At 61.0% G+C, this 16,853-nt stretch carries 14 protein-coding genes; 5 read left to right on the top strand and 9 right to left on the bottom strand.

Annotated features, from left to right (window positions below; genetic code table 11):
- Window positions 1-50: 50 nt before the first annotated feature.
- The 7 genes from JQ863_RS12015 to JQ863_RS11985 all read right to left on the bottom strand — a co-directional run bounded on the left by JQ863_RS12015 (window position 51) and on the right by JQ863_RS11985 (window position 8,443).
- Window positions 51-1,313: a carbohydrate porin gene (locus JQ863_RS12015; RefSeq protein WP_204114502.1), complete on the bottom strand. Its 1,263-nt coding sequence runs from the start codon at window positions 1,311-1,313 to the stop codon at window positions 51-53.
- A gap of 47 nt (window positions 1,314-1,360) precedes the next feature.
- Window positions 1,361-2,731 carry an amidohydrolase family protein gene (locus JQ863_RS12010; protein ID WP_204115149.1) on the bottom strand — a complete coding sequence of 457 codons (1,371 nt, stop codon included), beginning with the start codon at window positions 2,729-2,731 and terminating at the stop codon, window positions 1,361-1,363.
- A gap of 351 nt (window positions 2,732-3,082) precedes the next feature.
- Window positions 3,083-4,093: a TRAP transporter substrate-binding protein gene (locus JQ863_RS12005; protein ID WP_204114501.1), complete on the bottom strand. Its 1,011-nt coding sequence runs from the start codon at window positions 4,091-4,093 to the stop codon at window positions 3,083-3,085.
- Between the two features lie 97 nt (window positions 4,094-4,190).
- Complete coding sequence (locus tag JQ863_RS12000) at window positions 4,191-4,967, bottom strand: SDR family NAD(P)-dependent oxidoreductase (protein WP_204114500.1); 777 nt, start codon at window positions 4,965-4,967, stop codon at window positions 4,191-4,193.
- A gap of 52 nt (window positions 4,968-5,019) precedes the next feature.
- Complete coding sequence (locus tag JQ863_RS11995) at window positions 5,020-6,207, bottom strand: amidohydrolase (RefSeq protein ID WP_204114499.1); 1,188 nt, start codon at window positions 6,205-6,207, stop codon at window positions 5,020-5,022.
- Window positions 6,204-7,244: an L-threonine 3-dehydrogenase gene (gene tdh, locus JQ863_RS11990; protein WP_204114498.1), complete on the bottom strand. Its 1,041-nt coding sequence runs from the start codon at window positions 7,242-7,244 to the stop codon at window positions 6,204-6,206. Before tdh ends, JQ863_RS11995 begins: the two co-directional genes overlap by 4 nt.
- Window positions 7,244-8,443, bottom strand: coding sequence for a glycine C-acetyltransferase (locus JQ863_RS11985; RefSeq protein WP_204114497.1), 1,200 nt, complete (start codon window positions 8,441-8,443; stop codon window positions 7,244-7,246). Before JQ863_RS11985 ends, tdh begins: the two co-directional genes overlap by 1 nt.
- Before the next feature lie 355 nt (window positions 8,444-8,798).
- On the opposite strand from JQ863_RS11985, the gene JQ863_RS11980 reads away from it, so the two are divergent.
- On the top strand, window positions 8,799-9,842 hold the full coding sequence (locus tag JQ863_RS11980; RefSeq protein WP_204114496.1) for an AraC family transcriptional regulator: 1,044 nt from the start codon (window positions 8,799-8,801) through the stop codon (window positions 9,840-9,842).
- 23 nt (window positions 9,843-9,865) lie between these two features.
- Here JQ863_RS11980 and JQ863_RS11975 read toward each other — a convergent pair whose 3' ends face one another.
- On the bottom strand, window positions 9,866-10,804 hold the full coding sequence (locus JQ863_RS11975) for an SMP-30/gluconolactonase/LRE family protein (protein ID WP_204114495.1): 939 nt from the start codon (window positions 10,802-10,804) through the stop codon (window positions 9,866-9,868).
- Window positions 10,798-12,048, bottom strand: coding sequence for an enolase C-terminal domain-like protein (locus JQ863_RS11970; protein WP_204114494.1), 1,251 nt, complete (start codon window positions 12,046-12,048; stop codon window positions 10,798-10,800). Before JQ863_RS11970 ends, JQ863_RS11975 begins: the two co-directional genes overlap by 7 nt.
- Before the next feature lie 168 nt (window positions 12,049-12,216).
- On the opposite strand from JQ863_RS11970, the gene JQ863_RS11965 reads away from it, so the two are divergent.
- Genes JQ863_RS11965 through JQ863_RS11950 form a run of 4 tightly spaced genes read left to right on the top strand, consistent with a single transcriptional unit; the run spans window position 12,217 to window position 16,800 of the window.
- Window positions 12,217-13,323 (top strand): ABC transporter ATP-binding protein, encoded by a 1,107-nt coding sequence (locus JQ863_RS11965; RefSeq protein WP_204114493.1) that lies wholly within the window; start codon window positions 12,217-12,219, stop codon window positions 13,321-13,323.
- Window positions 13,320-14,309, top strand: coding sequence for an ABC transporter permease (locus JQ863_RS11960; RefSeq protein ID WP_204114492.1), 990 nt, complete (start codon window positions 13,320-13,322; stop codon window positions 14,307-14,309). Before JQ863_RS11965 ends, JQ863_RS11960 begins: the two co-directional genes overlap by 4 nt.
- 11 nt (window positions 14,310-14,320) lie before the next feature.
- Window positions 14,321-15,202 (top strand): carbohydrate ABC transporter permease, encoded by an 882-nt coding sequence (locus JQ863_RS11955; protein ID WP_204114491.1) that lies wholly within the window; start codon window positions 14,321-14,323, stop codon window positions 15,200-15,202.
- A 38-nt stretch (window positions 15,203-15,240) separates the two neighbouring features.
- On the top strand, window positions 15,241-16,800 hold the full coding sequence (locus JQ863_RS11950; RefSeq protein WP_204114490.1) for an extracellular solute-binding protein: 1,560 nt from the start codon (window positions 15,241-15,243) through the stop codon (window positions 16,798-16,800).
- Window positions 16,801-16,853: the final 53 nt, after the last annotated feature.

The raw sequence follows: 16,853 nt of genomic DNA, 5'->3' as shown, positions 1-16,853 counted from the left end.
CGGCCGGGGCGGGCAGGCCGGGTATGTTCGGGGACCAGTCGCGATTGCCGTCAGAACGCGGCGCGGAACCTCAGGCCGAGCAGGGTGATCACATCCTCGGCCGGGAAAAGGGCGGGGTTCTTGATGATCTGGATGCTGGGGGTGATCTCGACGCCTTCGGTCAGTTGCACCTGCTTGAAAATCTCGATGGTGGTCTGGTCGCCAAGTGCCGTGCCGAATGTATCCCGGTTCGGGCGGCTCCAGTTGACGCCGACGCCAAGCATGGAACGGCTGGGGTCCTCGGAATAACCGAACCCGGCGCTGAGGGCGGCCTCATAGAGGCTGCCGCCGCCTTCGGACCAGCCGCCGCGCACGAAGGGAAGCCAGCGGTTGTTGACCGCCTGCGTATAGGAAAACGCGATCCCGTGGCCTTCGCTCGATCCGGCCTGGCTTCGGGCGTCGATCTGCCAGAGCGAGATATGGGCATTGTTCAGGAACAGCGCATCCGCGCCGCTGGTCCAGCCGAATTCCACGGTCTTGAATGTCTCGCCTTCGCCGAACAGCGTGTCGAACCCACCCAAGGGGTCGGTTGCGTCGCCATTGGCGTCGACCACGCTGGCCGCGGCATAGAAATTGTCGCTCAGGAACCCGCCGACCATGACACCCAGCGCCCCGTCGGGCAGGCCGCCGATGGTGCCGGACCCGGTCTGGAACGCCAGGTTAGAGAACCCGCTCCAGGGGCTGGCAAGGGCATAGACGTCCAGATAGTCGGTCACATCCAGCCATCCGGCATAGACGGTCGCGTTGCCGTCTGCGAAATCCTGCTGCCAGTAAAGGTGGGTTGCCCGCCAGCCCTGGTCGCTGAACACCGAACTGATCAGCCCGGCATAGCCAAGCTCGCCGCCCAGATCGGTTGGCGGGATGGCGCCATAGGCATGGCGGTTTTCGAACTTGAACACCAGAGAGCCGGTATTGGGCCCGTCCGGGTCGACAAGCGACCAGGTCCCGAACAGACGGAACGCGCCGCTGGCGGCATTGTCCTGCCCGGTCAGGCTGTTCGAGGCCTTGTATCCCAGCGCGTTGTAATCAAGGCCGAAATCCAGCCCGTAGGTATCCTTGATCCGTGTCTTCCGGTCCTGCCAGGTTTCCTGGCCGTTCACACCCAGAAGATCGTTCTTGTCCTCGCTGTCCGATGCCAGCACGCTTTGTGTCGCGCCGGGGCCGGACAGGGATTGCGATGCGCTTTCCGCAAAGGCGGGCGCAGCACTGGCGAGAGACAGGCCCAGGGCGGTCAGCAGATGTGAATACGGGACCAATCCCGGCTTTTTTGTCATATCGTGCCCCTTGGTTCCCTGAGCCTGTTCATGGTTTTGCAAATTCGTCAGAGCGTGTTCTTGAAGACTTTCCCGCCCTTCATGATCAGGCCAAGCCCGTCTTCCGGGTTGGCCAGAAGCGAGATGTCCTCAAGCGGGTTGCCGTTCACCAGAAGCAGGTCGCCATAGGCGCCTTTTGCGATCACGCCGATCTCGCCATCCTGATAGGGGTGACGTTTGCCGCTGCGCTTGAACAGTTCCGCGTTCAGCGACGTTGCCTGACGCAGGATATCCACCGGTTCGTAATACTTGGTGCGCGCGGTGAATTCCTGGCTCTGGTAGGCGCCGAGGTCGATCTTGCCAAGGATGTCGGTGCCAAAGGTCATCTTCAGCCCCAGTGCCTTCGAGCGTTCATAGCCGTTCTGCGCACCGGCCTGCGCCTCCAGGAATTTCGGCAGTGCTGATCCGGTCATGCCCGCCACTTCCGGCGTCACGCTGAAGGACAGGAACTGGGTCGAGAAGAAGATGTCATGGTCCTTCATCATCTGCATGGTTTCTTCCGAGGCAAAAAGACCATGCTCGATTGACCGCACCCCGGCGTTGATCGCGTTTTGGATGGATTGATCGGTATAGGCGTGGATCGTGGCATAGGTGCCCCAATGCGCGGCCTCCTGCACGATGGCGGTCAGCTCTTCCAGCGTGTACTCCGTCACGTCCAGCGGGTCATGGGCGCCTGTGATCGAGCCCGAGCCCATGATCTTGATCTGCGAGGCGCCATAGCGCAGGTTCTCGCGCACGGCCTTGCGGACTTCGGGCACGCCGTCGGCGATGATGGTCCAGCCGCGCAGATAGGCCGGGTCAAGCTGACCGGTGAAATGCGGCGACAGATAGTTCAGGCGCGGGTCGAAGTCACCGTGGCCCGAAGTCTGGGAAATGAAGAAGCCCGACGGCAGGATGCGCGGACCGGGCAGCACGCCGCTGTCGATCGCCTTCTTCAACCCATAGGACGGACCGCCCGCATCGCGCACGGTGGTGAACCCGCGCATCAGCATCCGGCGCGCACCTTCGGCGGCCATGGCGCCGGTGTATTCATGCGGCGAGTTGAACAGCAGCTCGTCGATTGTGTCGTTCCACATGATGTGGACATGGGCATCGGTCAGACCCGGCGTCAGGACCCGCCCGTCGGCGTCGATCACCTGGGCGGTCTGGCCGTCTTCGGTGCCTTCCGGCACGGCCAGGTTCTGGCCGATCTCCGAGATCATCCCGTTTTCAATCAGGACATCCATCCCGGAGATCAGATCAGCGTTCTGACCATCAAAAATCTGTGCGCCGCGGATCAGTACGGGGGCCGGTTGCTGTGCTTGCGCCAGCAAACCCGAGGGCATCGCCCCAACTGCAAGTGCTGCTCCGCTGGATTTTAGAAATGTACGACGATCCATTTGTCTTTCCTCTTGAAAATGTCGTTGTTGTGAAACGACGAACCTGGTTCTTGTTTGGTGCCCGGTCCGGCCACAGAGCCTTTAAAATATCACCTGATTGCAATGTTTCTGCGACGAGAGTCACGTGCATAGTGCGTTACTCTGGCCATCGACTGCAACCGGAAAGATGTTCGGTTTTTTGCGGCTTTCGGACCCTTTTTGTATTTTCTAAAAGGTTTACGTAACGTTCGGTTGGCAGATGCCAAGGCCAGCGTCGATTGTGGCCAAGCCTGTCCGTTGCCCCGCGCCGGCTCTATCCAGCGCCGCCCCAAACCAGTTGAAGGGGCGGCGCCATTGATCGTTTATGCCGGTTTAACCCTGGCAGGCGGCCTTGCCGTCTTCCATCAGCTTCATGATGGCGGGGCCGTCCTCGCCGAATTCGGCAACCATGGCCTCCCAGAACGGCGGCAGTTTGCTGCGGAAGGCTGCAACTTGCTCATCGGTCATGGTGACAACTTTGCCGCCCTGGGACTCGTGCAGCGCACGCATCTTGTCTTCAAAGGCAAAGATTTCGTCCATGATCGCCTTGGACGAGAAGGCAGGATCGGCAAAGGCGCGTTTGATGGCTTCTTGGTCCTCGTCGCTCAGCCTGTCCATGACGCGCTGGCTGACCGCCCACATGCCGGGGCCGTTGGCATAGTTGTATTCGTTCACAACCGGGTAGATTTTGCTCAGCCCCGAAGGGATGTAGAAGGTGTAGACCGTCGGATAGATGTCGATCAGGCCGGTCGATGCGGCCGAGGCAACCTCGCCCGGGCTCAGCGGCACCGGGTTGGCACCGAAGGCGCGCCAATGTTCGGTGTTCACCTTGTTGACCGAAATGCCGATCTTCAGACCTTTCAGATCGTCGGGGCTGGTGAGTGCCTTCTCGGACATGATGTAACCATTGCCGACCTCTGCCCAGGCACCGAAATAGACGCCCTTGGACGACAGGCGGGCGCGGATTTCGTCGGTCAGGTGATTGTCCTGTACGCAGGCGCGCTGATCGTTGTTGTCGAAATAGCCGTAAAGCTGCATCAGGCCCACTTCCGGCGCCTGCTGGCTGGCGGCGTTGACGGTGAACAGTCCCATCTCGATCCGGCCACGCGCCAGCTGTGCCAGCGTGTCGTTCTCGGTGCCGAGCTGCGAGTTGAAATAGGGCTCAACCTTGAGGCGGCCGTCGCTTTCCTTGGCGATCAGTTCGGCCAGACGGTTCACCTGAACGCCCCAGGGGGTCTGCTCGGGGGCGGCGGTGGCCAGTTTCAGGATGGTTTCTGCATGTGCGCTGGAAACGGTGGCCAGCGCCACCAGTCCGGCTGTTGCCAGCGATTTGAAAAGTGTCATGTTGTCTCCTCCTTGACACGGGTTGGTTGGAATTTTCGTCGGTTGCATTGCAATCACGGCCTGCCGCAGTTGTCGGCGGACCCTGATCCGGTGAGGGTCACATCATCAGGTCACCACCGTTCACGTCGATCGTCGCGCCGGTGATATAGGCCGCCTGATCCGAAGCCAGGAACGCCACCGCGTCCGCGACTTCACCGGGTTTGCCAAGGCGTTTTGACGGGCAGGCCTGCCGGGCGGCTTCGACAGCGGATGCGTCCAGGCCGACCTTCTCCATTTCTTCCTTCGCACCTTCGGTCAGGAAAGTGCCGGGCGCGACGGCGTTGACGGTGATGCCGAACTGCGCATATTCCCGCGCCGCATGCCGGGTCAGGCCAAGCAGCCCGGCCTTGGATGCGGTGTAATGCGCGCCCCCGAAAGTCGATGTCTGACGGCCCGCCGAGGACGAAATGTTGATCACACGGCCCGACCCTTTTTCGCGCAGCACCGGAAGCACCGCCTTCATCAGCAGGAAGGGGCCTCGCAGGTTCACCGCAAAGGTCGTGTCCCATTCCGACAGGGGAATGGTCTCGGCGGGGCTGTCGCCCTTCATGTAGCCGGCATTGTTGACCAGAATGTCGATGGTGCCGAAGGTGTCGATCGTGTCGGCCACCAGCGCGTTGACCGCCGCTTCGTCCGAGATATCAGCCACAAGCGCAACCGCCTTGGCGCCGGTGTCGCGCAGCGCAGCGGCAGTGGCTTCGGCCAGATCCTTGCGCATATCGGCGACGACAATATGCGCGCCATCCCCTGCCAGCCGTTCACAGATTGCACGCCCAAAACCCCGCGCACCTCCGGTCACGATCGCGACGCGGCCTGTCAGATCATAGATCGCCATGTTTTCTGCCTTCCTTGTTGTTGCGTTCTCGACAGTCGGTCGAAACGCGGTGTCAGTTGGTCAACGGCAGCGCCCGGCGCACGATGGCGTCGAACATTGCCACCCCATGCCCGATGACGTCGTCGTTGAATTCATAACGGGGTGAGTGCAGCGGCTCTTCCTCGCCGCCCTTGCCCTGTCCCAGCAGGAAGTAGCAGCCGGGGCAGTCGCGCAGGATGATCGAAAAATCCTCGCCCGCCATGACCGGTTGCAGCCCGTCCTCTTCGGTGGTCAGGGTCAGACCCGCATCCGCGACGGCAGTGCGGACCAGTGCGGCCGAGGCGGGGGCATTGGTGGTGATCGGCACCACCTCGCGATAGATCACCTCGGCCCGGGCGCCGAAACCGGCGGCGATCCCTTCGGCCAGTTGTTTGACGTCGCGGCCAAACCGGTCCTGTGCCGACTGGTCAAGACAACGCACGCTGCCCGCCAGACGCACCTTTTCCGGCAGCACATTCAGCGCGTCGCCGCCTTGCAGGAAGGGCAGGGTGGCCACGATCCGATGGCGCGGGTCGCGGGCATTGGCCAGAAGGCCGTTGATCCCCAGCACGATATGGGCCAGCGCGGTGGTCAGGGCGGTGGCGTCCTGCGGGGCAGAGCCATGCCCGCCCTGTCCGGTCAGCGTGATGTCCAGAAGCGACCCCGAGGCCATGACCGGGCCATTGAGAACCCCGACGGTGCCAACCGGCAGGTCCGGCCAGTTGTGCAAGCCATAGACCGCATCCATCGGGAACCGCTCAAGCAGCCCCTCGGCCAGCATCTTTTCCGCCCCGTTGCGGCCGTTTTCCTCGGCCGGCTGGAAGATCAGAAAGACCGTGCCGTCAAAATCGCGGCTGGCCTGAAGCACCTCGGCCGCGCCAAGCAGCATCGTGGTGTGGCCGTCATGCCCGCAGGCGTGCATCTTGCCCGGTGTCCTGGATTTGTGACCAAAGCTGTTTTCCTCGGTGATCGGCAGGGCGTCCATATCCGCCCGCAGCCCGATGGCCTTGCCGCCATCGCCGCGCCCGTCGATCCGGGCGACGATCCCGGTTCCGGCAATCCCGTCCTCGTATGGAATGCCAAGCGCCTCAAGCCGCGCTTTCACATAGGCCGCGGTTTCGTATTCCTCGTAACCCAGTTCTGGGTGCTGGTGCAGCCAGTGGCGGTCGGCGATCAGTTTTTCGATCAGCGCGGGATCAAGTGATATTGCCGTCAAAGTCATGCCCTCTCGATTTGGCGCCAGTCCAGCAGCACCTTGCCGCAGTTGCCCTGCGCCATGGTCTGGAACCCGCGTTCGAATTCACTTGCCGGGAAACGGTGGGTGATCACCGGTGACACGTCGAGACCGGATTCCAGCATCGCGATCATCTTGTGCCAGGTCTGGAACATGCGCCGCCCGTAGATGCCCTTGAGCGTAATGCCCTTGAACATCACGCGGAACAGGTCGACCTCGGCCTGCGCCGGAGGGACGCCCAGCAGGGCCATCTGGCCGCCATTGCGCAGCGCCGCGATCATGCCGTTGATCGCCGGGATTGCGCCGGACATTTCCAGACCCACGGAAAAGCCGCCCTCAAGCCCCAGGTCTTCGCGCACATCCTCAAGCGATTCCTGCGAGACGTCGACCGTGCGGGTGGCCCCCATTTTCGCCGCCAGATCAAGCCGGTAGCTGTTCATGTCGGTCACTGTGACCGATCGCGCCCCGACGTGACGCGCGACAGCCGCCGCCATCACGCCAATCGGACCCGCGCCGGTGATCAGCACGTCTTCGCCAACAAGGTCAAAGCTCAGCGCCGTATGCACCGCATTGCCCAGCGGATCGAGAAGCGCGGCGATCTCGTCGGGAATGCTGGCAGGAAGAGGGACGACATTTGTCGCAGGCACCGACACGTATTCGGCAAAGGCACCGTCACGCTGCACGCCGATCCCGCGCGCGTCCGGGCAGATATGCGCCTGACCCTCGCGGCAGAGGCGGCAGTGGCCACAGCCGACATGCCCCTCGGCGCTGATCCGATCACCAACCTTGTACTGTGCAACACCGCTGCCGACCTCGACGATCTCGCCGACGAACTCATGGCCCGTGACCGTGCCCAGCGGGACAAACTGGCGGACCATGTCGCCCCATTTGTAAATCGTCAGGTCCGATCCGCAGATGCCGGTGGTCCACACCCGTACCAGCACATCCAAAGGCCCGATTGAAGGCACGGGGCGTTCCGTGGCCCAGATTCCGGGCTCGTCTTTCAGCTTTCCCAGCGCCTGCATCAGATCACGCCTGTCTTGCGACCGGCCTCCGTGAAGATCTCGATCGCGCGATCCAGATGCGTGGTTTCATGCACCGCCGAGATCTGGACGCGGATACGTCCCTGACCACGTGGCACAACCGGGAAGGTCATCGGAATGACCAGGAGCCCGTTTGCAAACACCTCTTTGAACAGGCCAAAGGTCACGTCGTCGGCCCCCGTCATCACCGGCACGATTGGATGGCCTTCGCCGCCAATGGTGAACCCGGCGGCCCTCATGCCTGCGCGGAAATAGGAGGTCTTTTCCAAGAGCGCGGTGCGGGCGTTGCCGCCTTCGCCCGCCAGTTCAAACGCCTTGATCGCGCCTGCGGCGATCGAGGGGGGCACGGCGTTGGAAAAGATATAGGTCCGCGAGGTCTGGCGCAGCTTTTCCACCACGCAGGCACGCGCCGCGGTGAACCCGCCGGCCGCGCCGCCGATGGCCTTGCCCAGAGTGCCGGTGATGATATCGACCCGGTCCATCACGCCGCAATGTTCATGGCTGCCGCGCCCGGTCGCGCCGACAACCCCGGTCCCGTGGCTGTCATCCACGGCAACAAGCGCGTCATATTTGTCGGCCAGATCACAGATATTGTCCAACGGCGCGACCAGCCCGTCCATCGAGAACACCCCGTCTGTGATGATCAGCTTGATGCCGCTGCATTCCGCATCGGCCTTTTTCAGGCTTTGTTCCAGTTCATCCATGTCGCAGGACGCATAGCGGTACCGCTTGGCCTTGCTCAGGCGCACGCCATCGATGATCGACGCATGGTTCAGCGCATCCGAGATGATGGCGTCGTTTTCGCCGGTCAGAACCTCGAACAGCCCGCCGTTGGCGTCATAGCATGAGTTGTAGAGCAGCGCGTCCTCCAGCCCGACAAAATCGGCAATGACACGTTGCAGGCGGCGATGGACATCCTGGGTGCCGCACAGCATCCGACCGGCGGCGACGCCATAGCCATAGCGGTCAAGCGCACCGTGGGCGGCTTCGATCACCTCGGGGTTATTGCCCATGCCAAGATAGTTGTTCGAACAGAGATTGAGCAGCTTTGTGCCGTCGGTCAGCGTGATCTCTGCGCCCTGTGGCGTTGCAAGCTCGAATTCGCTGCGCAACTGACCCTTGGCGCGCAGCGCGTCCAGATCGGCGTTCAGCTTGTCATAAAAGGCGGATTTTGTAGTCACTTTGGATATCCTTTTTCGGTGCAGGCCAGTCAAGGAGTCGGCGACTGCTGTGATGACGGCGGACCAGGGGCGAAACTTCGCGTGGCAGTTCCCATGGGTCCGGGACGGGTCCGGGACGAGCGGCGGCGACTTTTGCAAGTGGCCGTTTCCTGTGCCAAATTTATTTGGTGGCCGGGCGGCGGTTAAGGTTCAAAGCGGACAATCAGAGGGTCATTTCGGACGATCTGCGAACGGTTCCCCGGCTGGCAATCTGGAATTGTCCGAAAATGTCGGGTCGTCATTGCTGGACAGAACCAGTTTGGACAGACGTCCCCTTCACTGGTAATTTCCCCAGATAGGGCCTATCTGTAGGCTTATGAAACGCCCTGTTCTTGACGCGCCGCATAGTATATCGCCCGCTCGCATCCTGCTCGCGCTCGACCTTGTGTCCGAATTGGACCTGTCGGCGGATCAGGCGCTGATGGGCACGGGGCTGACTGTGGAACAGCTTGGGTCACCCGACACCAAGACCTCCAGCACGCAGTTCACCACCGTTCTGTGCAACCTGGCGCAGATGACCGGGCGCTCTGACATCGGGTTCCTTCTGGGCAAACGCATCCGCGCGTCGGTTTACGGCATGTTCGGCTATGCCATGCTCTGTGCCCCGACCTTGCGCGCGGCGCTTGATACCGGCATCCGGTTTCAGAAACTGACAGGCGGGCTGGACAACCAGTCCTGGCATGTTGACGGGCAGAGTGTGGTTCTTCTGACGGTGGGCAGCGGCGATCTGCGCAAGATGGGGTTCAGTGAACCTGAGTCCATCGTGCTGCGCGATTTCCACACCGCAGCCACGGCACATGTTTTGCAGGACATCATGGGGCCATCCATGCGCGCCGACTGGGTCGGGCTGACCGGCGCGCCCACGCCACATGCCGGGGACATGGCGCGCGATCTGCAATGTGCCGTGCGGTTCGGGCAGGCCAATAACGAGATCCGCTATGACATCAACCTGCTGGATCAGCCGCCGCAGCTGGCCAACCAGGTGACCGCAACCGAGGTGTCGCAGACCTGCGCCAGCCTGCTTGATCAAATGCGGCTTGATGCCGGGATGACACGACGCGTCTATCACGAACTGACCAGCAATCCCGGCGTTTTCCCCGACCTTGAGGCGGTTGCGTCGAAACTGTGCATGACCTCGCGGACATTGCGCCGCAAGCTGACGGCCGAGGGCACCAGTTACCGCGTGATCCTGGACGAGGTGCGCTGTGCGCTGGCGCAGGATTACCTTGCCACGTCGGATATGCCGATCGGGGATATCGCCTTTGCGCTTGGGTTCGACGACACCCAGAGTTTCCGGCGGGCCTATCGCCGATGGACGGGGGCCAGCCCGTCACAGGCGCGGAGCGGCTATCCGAAATAGTCCCGCCGGGCGGTTCCACGAACTTACATGCCGGGTGTCTGTGTTCGACTTCGTGGCGAATTTGGGGGTGTTCGGGCATCCGGTTTCCGCCAGCGGCTTGGCGGTTGCCCCTCAACCCCGGTTTCAAGATGCGCAATGGCAACGCCGCCGTTTGGCGTGTCGCCGCCTTTCGAAGTGACAAGAACATGGGACAGGCGGGGACCTCCGAACGCGATTTTTGTGATGCTGTCGAAGGGCGTCTGGTAATGGGCAAGCGGCGTGCCGTCGGGGGCAAAAACCTCGATCGCGCCTGTGTCCACGGCGGCGATCCAATAGTTCCCGTCGCAATCCAGCGCGGCCCCGTCGGGGCGCCCGGACCGGGACGAGAAATCGACAAAAACCCGGTGTTCCTCAATCGGGGTCGGGCCGCTGCTCCACGGGATTGTCCAGACCTTCTGGTGTGCGGCATGTGAATCCGAGTAATAGAACCTGTCGCGGGCGGCATCGACGGCCATGCCGTTGGGAAAGGTCAGCCCGTCCCGCAGAACCTCGATGTTGCCTTGGTCCGAGACACGAACAAGTTTGCCCGCCCCCTGCGGTCCGTCAATCTGCTGAACGCTGGTCCAAAGGATGCCCGCCGGATCGACAACCGCGTCGTTGAACCGAAATCCCTTCAGGTCCAGCGCGACCTTTGCGGCAAAATGCGCGGTCTGGTCGTCGAACTCGTATATCCCGGTTTCCATCCCGACCGCGACGCTGCCCGTATCTGTCAGACAGACAAAACCGGGCCGTTCAGGCGTGTGCCAGACATCCGTCCGGCCCGTCGACCAATGGGTGCGGAACAGCTGCTTTCCGGCGCAGTCGACCCACCAGAAACATGCGCGGGTGTCATCGTAAACCGGGCTTTCGCCCAGTTCGGCGCGTGCATCGCCAAGGATCCTGAAGGGCAACGCGCCAAGCGGCTTGCCTGATTTCGTTACCACCGTGGCACCTTTCGTACAAAATCCGGGACGTATTTGAGCATTTCGTCGGTATCGTCGCGATCGACCATCATGGCCCGGTTATAGAGGTCATGCAATTCGGCGACGGCCTCTTGGTCCAACTCCACCCCAAGGCCGGGTCCCTCCGGCACACGCAGCTTGCCCGCGTCGAAACGCGGCGGGCCGCCTTGGACGATGTCCTTGGTTGTCCAGGCATAATGGGTGTCACAGTCATAGGTCAGGCTGGGTGTCGCGGCAGCCACATGGCACATGGCGGCCAGCGACACGCCAAGGTGAGAGTTCGAGTGCATCGACACGCCAAGCGACGCGGCACGGCAGATTTCGCCAAGATGGGACACGCCCGTCGCGCCGCGCCAATAGTGGTGATCGGCAAGCACGATCTGAACGGCGTCCTTGCGGACGGCCTCGATGATCTGCTCAAATTCGACGACCACAAGGTTGGTGGCCAGCGGCATGTCGATCATGGCCGAGAGCCGCGCCATGTCATCCATGCCCCGGCAGGGGTCTTCCAGGTATTCAAGCACGCCGTCCAGTTTATCGACGACCTGTTTGGCCGTTTCCACGGTCCATGCCCCCATCGGATCAATCCGCAACGGGTGGTGGGGGAAGGTCTCGCGCAGTTTCAGCATGGTTTCGATTTCCAGATCGGGGGCAAGGACACCCCCCTTCAGCTTCCAGGATTGGAAGCCGTGTTTTCCCCGGAACTCCTTGGCCTGTTCGATCAGCGCGTCGGGCGTCATGACCTCGCCCATGATATCGGGTCCGAACGTCAGATCCTGCTTAGCGAACTTGAAGAACAGGTAGCCACCAAAGGGGATGGATTTGCGAACCGCGCCGCCAAGCAGGTCAAACAGCGGTCTTCCGATGCTTTTGCCCTGGATGTCGAGCATGGCGATCTCGAAGGCGCTATAGACGACATCGGCCAGCTTGTGGTCCGTCAAGGCCGTCGCCGCATTGATTCCCCGGTTCGCGGGGATCGCTGAATCGATTCTGCGGCGCAGGTCGCGCAGGTCATAAGGGTCCAGACCTTCCAGCAGCGGGGCCACCTGATTCAGGCCCTTCAACGTCCGCTTGGCGCCATAGGTTTCGCTCAGTCCAACGATACCGTTGCTGGTTACGACCTCAATCAAAGATCGAAGAAAAACCGTTTGATGCACGCCTTTTGTGTTGGCCAGAGGGACGTCAGGAACCGCCAGCGGCGTGACCTTCACCTCGATAATCTGCATGGATCTCCCCTTTTTAGTTTTGCGTGGGATCGCGAATTTCGGTTGAAAGGAATTTACTACTAGTATACTAGAATGTGAAGCGGCTGTTCGGAATTTTGTTTCGATTGCCGATCGGAAGAGAACCAAGACCCGTCTTTCACCGGCAGAGAAAGGCGCACAGGAGGGGCTATGTCAGGAGTTCAGCTAGATGGCATCATCAAGGAATATGGTGCGATTAGAGTCGTCCATGGCGTCGATCTGCAGATCAAGGACAAGGAATTTGTCGTGCTGGTCGGCCCGTCCGGTTGCGGCAAGTCGACCTGCCTGCGGATGGTCGCGGGGCTTGAAGAGATTTCCGGCGGCACGCTGACAATTGACGGTCGTGTGGTGAACCGCGTCGCGCCGAAAGATCGCGACGTGGCAATGGTGTTCCAGAACTACGCGCTTTATCCGCATCTCGACGTCGCGGAAAACATCGCCTTTGGTCTGCGGATTCGGAAGGTGCCGAAAGAACAGATCGCCCAGTCGGTCAAGGAAGTGGCCGAGATCCTGGGTTTGACGCCCTATCTCGAGCGGCGCCCGGCGGATCTGTCCGGGGGCCAGCGTCAGCGCGTCGCCATGGGGCGTGCGATTGTCCGGCATCCCAAGGTCTTCCTCTTTGACGAACCCCTGTCAAACCTCGACGCCAAGCTGCGCACCCAAATGCGGGCGGAAATCAAGCGCCTGCACAAACGTCTTGGCGTGACCAGCCTCTATGTCACCCACGATCAGACCGAGGCCATGACGCTGGCTGACCGGATCGTGGTTCTTGCAAACGGCAGGATCGAGCAGATCGGGACGCCGATGGAGCTGTTCAACAATCCGATCAACACTTTCGTGGCCGGGTTTATCGGGTCGCCGCCCATGAACCAGCTGAAAGGGGTTGTGGAAGCCGGGCAGGGCGCGCCTGTCGCTCGGGTTGCGGACCAGCTGATCACGCTGCCGCCGCTGAAAGAGTTGCAGAACGCGGTTGGCCGGGAAATCATCGTCGGGATCCGGCCCGAACATGTCACGCTGGACAATGGCAAGCCGGGCACCCCGGTCCGGGTCGATCTGGACCTTGTGGAAACGCTGGGGTCCGAAGCCCTGTTGCATGCAACGATTTCGGACACGCCATTTGTCGTGAAGGTCGAGACCCATGACGGGGTCGATCATCTGAGCGGCGTCGATCAGTTCCACTTCCAGACAGACCGGATCAAGGTTTTCGACGGCCAGACTCAGAAGGCTTATGGGTACACGGCAGGAGAGGGGGCATGATGCGGGCCGAAGACACCCCGCCGGCCCGGGAACAGGACGCCAGGGTGCCCGGCGCGGCAAAAGCCCGCCTTGGGGCGGCCCTGGCGCGTTTCCTGTTTCGTCTCAGGCAGGACTGGCAGGTCTACCTGCTTCTGGCCCCGACGGTCATCTGGATCTTGGTGTTTCTCTACAAGCCCATGTACGGGTTGCAGATCGCCTTCAAGGATTACTCGATTTTCCGCGGGATCGAAGGCAGCCCGTGGATCGGGTTTGAACATTTCGAGACCCTTTTCGCGTCGGATCAGTTTGTGCGGGCGGTCTGGAACACCATCAAGATCAGCGCCTTGTCGCTGCTGATCGGGTTTCCGATGCCGATCATCCTGGCGCTGATGTTCAACGAGATCCTGAAAGATACCTTCAAGCGCACCGCGCAAACCATCGTGTACCTGCCGCACTTCATCTCGTCGGTGATCATTGCGGGCATCGTGATCACAGCCTTCTCGCCGTCGGCCGGTATCGTGAACACGTTTCTGCAATGGCTCGGACTCGAGCCGGTCTATTTCCTGACCAAGCCGGAATGGTTCCGCCCGATCTTCGTGGGAACAACAATCTGGCAGGAGGCGGGGTTTCAGTCGATCGTGTTCCTTGCGGCCATCGCCGGCGTGAACCCGTCGCTTTATGAAAGCGCGGTCGTTGACGGCGCCAGCCGCTGGCAAATGATGTGGAAGATCACCATTCCGTCGATCATGCCGACCATCATCATCATGCTGATCATCCGCATCGGCAACCTGATGGAAGTCAGCTTCGAGATGATCATTCTGCTCTATCAGCCCGCCACCTACGAGACCGCCGACGTCGTCAATACCTTCATCTACCGACAGGGGATTGTCGGAGGGCAATACGACCTGGCCGCCGCCGCGGGGCTGTTCAACGCCGTCGTCGCCTTTGTCCTGGTCATGACGGCCAACACGATTTCCAAGCGCCTGTCGCGCACGTCCTTGTGGTGAGGAGCTGATCGATGAGAAACATGAACCTCTATTCCCGCCGCGACAAGCTGTTCGTCTATGCCAATATGGTGTTGATCGGCATCTTCACGCTTTCGACCCTTTATCCGTTCATCTACATCGCGGCGATTTCCTTCAGCTCGGGTTTCGCGGCGACGGCGGGCAAGGTTGTCCTGACCCCGATCGAGATGACCTTTGCCGCCTATGAACGGGTCCTGTCGGCGCCAGAGTTCTGGCGCAGCTACATGAACACCTTCATCTACACGATTGGCGGCACAATCGTGAGCCTGGTGATCGTCATCCCCGGAGCCTATGCCCTGTCACGGCCCCAGCTCATGGGGCGGCGGTTCTTCAACCTGCTCGTCGCCTTCACCATGTGGTTTCATGCTGGCATGATCCCCTTCTGGCTGAACATGCGGGATCTTGGCCTGCTGGACAGCTACTTCGGCATTATCATCGGTTTCGCGGTCAACGCGTTCAACATCATCCTGCTGCGCAATTTCTTCGAAAGCATCCCGCGTTCCTTCGAGGAAGCCGCGCGTATGGACGGGGCCAACGAGTTCCAGATCCTGTGGAAGGTCTATATTCCGCTGTCCAAGGCCTCGATCGCCACGATCACGCTGTTTTGCGTCGTGGCGCGCTGGAACGGTTTTTTCTGGGCCATGATCCTGCTGACGGATGAAGGCAAGATTCCGCTTCAGGTCTATCTGCGGCAAACGATCCAGAGCCTGGGCGACGATGAAGAGTTCTCGGCGACATTGCTCACGGCGCCCTATTCGGTTGAGACCGTGACCGCGGCCATCATCGTCTGTTCGATCATTCCCGTCCTGATCTTTTATCCCTTCATCCAGAAGTACTTCAACAAAGGCATCCTGCTGGGCGGGGTGAAGGAATGACCATCAATTCAACGGCATCAAATCCTAGGGAGGAAACTATGCAACACCTGAAACTGGCAGCGCTGGCGCTGGCGACAACGGCACTGACGCCTGCGTTACCGGCCCTTGCCGACGATCATCACAAGATCACCGACAAGCCCCTTGAACTGACGGTCCACATGCACGGCAAACGCTATCAGTCATATGACGAAAGCTGGCCGGTCGAACGCGAAGCCTGCGCATGGACGAATGTCTGCCTGAAAAACGCCACTGTCGGATCGAACTCGAATGACAGCCGCGAAGCCATGAACCTTCTGCTGGCGTCGGGCGATCTGCCGGATATCGTGGGCTCCGAGATGTTCAAGGACGCGGCCAACCAATTCGGGCCCGAGGGCGCTTTTGTGCCGCTCAACGATCTGATCGACGAACATGCGCCGAACCTCAGGGCCTTTTTCGAGGCCCGCCCCGAGCTGAAGGCCGCGGTGTCGGCGGCAGACGGCAACATGTACTATATTCCCTACCTGCCGGATGGCAAATTCGGGCGCGGCTATTTCATCCGCTACGATTGGCTGGAAGCACTGGGGCTTGAGGTGCCGCAGACGGTTGCGGATTACGAAGCCGTGTTGACCGCATTCCGCGACCAGGACCCCAACGGCAACGGTATCAAGGACGAGATCCCGTTCTTCGCCCGCCAGTGGGAAGAACTGATCCGCCTGGTCACATTGTGGGATGGCCGGTCGTCGGGATCGGACACACCGCATGATTTCCTGGTCGAGGCGGGCATGATCCAGCACCCCTATGCGCAGGAAGGGTATCGCGACGGTATCAAGAACCTTGCGCGCTGGTATGCCGAAGGCCTTGTCGATGCCGAAGTCTTTACGCGCGGGTCCAGCGCGCGGGAATTCCTGCTGTCGGAAAACCTTGGCGGTTCGACCCATGACTGGTTCGCCTCGACTTCGGGCTATAACACGACGCTGTCTGACTCGATCGCAGGTTTCGAGTTCAAGGCCATGGCGCCGCCGGCCTCCCCAAGCGGGCGCCGGCTTGAGGAACACCGCCGGATTCCTGTGAAGCCGGATGGCTGGGCCATCAGCTATGCCAACAAGCACCCGGTTGAAACGATCAAGTATTTCGACTTCTGGTTCTCCGAGGAAGGCCGCCGTCTGGCCAACTTCGGCGTGGAAGGCCAGCACCATGACATGGTCGACGGCAAGCCGATCTTCAAAGAAGAAATCCTGACCAACGGCCGCCCGGTCAATTCGCAGATGTATGAAATCGGCGGTCAGTTGCCGGGGCGCGGTTATCATCAGGATTACAACTACGAAATCCAGTGGACCAATGAATACGCGCTGGAAGGGCTCGCGCTTTACGAGGCGGGCGACTATCTGACCGACCAGTTCCTTGGCGTTGCGTTCAACCAAAAGGAACAAAAGGTCTATGACAAGTACTGGAGCCAGATCCGCACCTACATGCTGGAACGCCAGCAGGCCTGGATTCTGGGCACAGGTGATGTGGAAGCCGACTGGGACGACTACTTGTCCCAATTGGACCGGATGGGCCTGAACGAGGTTCTGAAAGTCATGCAATCCGCCTATGACCGCCAGTATGGCAAGGGCTGAGTGCTGAAACCCCTGACGCCCGCCGGCACGGTCCGGTGGGCGTCACCTCTTTC

The organism is Shimia biformata, from assembly GCF_016888515.1.
GTDB classification, from domain to species: domain Bacteria; phylum Pseudomonadota; class Alphaproteobacteria; order Rhodobacterales; family Rhodobacteraceae; genus Shimia_A; species Shimia_A biformata.
Note: the sequence above shows the minus strand (reverse complement) of the source record. Positions and strands in the feature narration are given on the sequence as shown.

Excerpts from the sequence above, each read along its gene's own strand:
- JQ863_RS12015 (WP_204114502.1), bottom strand. The coding sequence starts at position 1,313 with ATGACAAAAAAGCCGGGATTGGTCCCGTATTCACATCTGCTGACCGCC.
- JQ863_RS12010 (WP_204115149.1), bottom strand. The coding sequence starts at position 2,731 with ATGGATCGTCGTACATTTCTAAAATCCAGCGGAGCAGCACTTGCAGTT.
- JQ863_RS12005 (WP_204114501.1), bottom strand. The coding sequence starts at position 4,093 with ATGACACTTTTCAAATCGCTGGCAACAGCCGGACTGGTGGCGCTGGCC.
- JQ863_RS12000 (WP_204114500.1), bottom strand. The coding sequence starts at position 4,967 with ATGGCGATCTATGATCTGACAGGCCGCGTCGCGATCGTGACCGGAGGT.
- JQ863_RS11995 (WP_204114499.1), bottom strand. The coding sequence starts at position 6,207 with ATGACTTTGACGGCAATATCACTTGATCCCGCGCTGATCGAAAAACTG.
- tdh (WP_204114498.1), bottom strand. The coding sequence starts at position 7,244 with ATGCAGGCGCTGGGAAAGCTGAAAGACGAGCCCGGAATCTGGGCCACG.
- JQ863_RS11980 (WP_204114496.1), top strand. The coding sequence starts at position 8,799 with ATGAAACGCCCTGTTCTTGACGCGCCGCATAGTATATCGCCCGCTCGC.
- JQ863_RS11970 (WP_204114494.1), bottom strand. The coding sequence starts at position 12,048 with ATGCAGATTATCGAGGTGAAGGTCACGCCGCTGGCGGTTCCTGACGTC.
- JQ863_RS11965 (WP_204114493.1), top strand. The coding sequence starts at position 12,217 with ATGTCAGGAGTTCAGCTAGATGGCATCATCAAGGAATATGGTGCGATT.
- JQ863_RS11960 (WP_204114492.1), top strand. The coding sequence starts at position 13,320 with ATGATGCGGGCCGAAGACACCCCGCCGGCCCGGGAACAGGACGCCAGG.
- JQ863_RS11955 (WP_204114491.1), top strand. The coding sequence starts at position 14,321 with ATGAGAAACATGAACCTCTATTCCCGCCGCGACAAGCTGTTCGTCTAT.
- JQ863_RS11950 (WP_204114490.1), top strand. The coding sequence starts at position 15,241 with ATGCAACACCTGAAACTGGCAGCGCTGGCGCTGGCGACAACGGCACTG.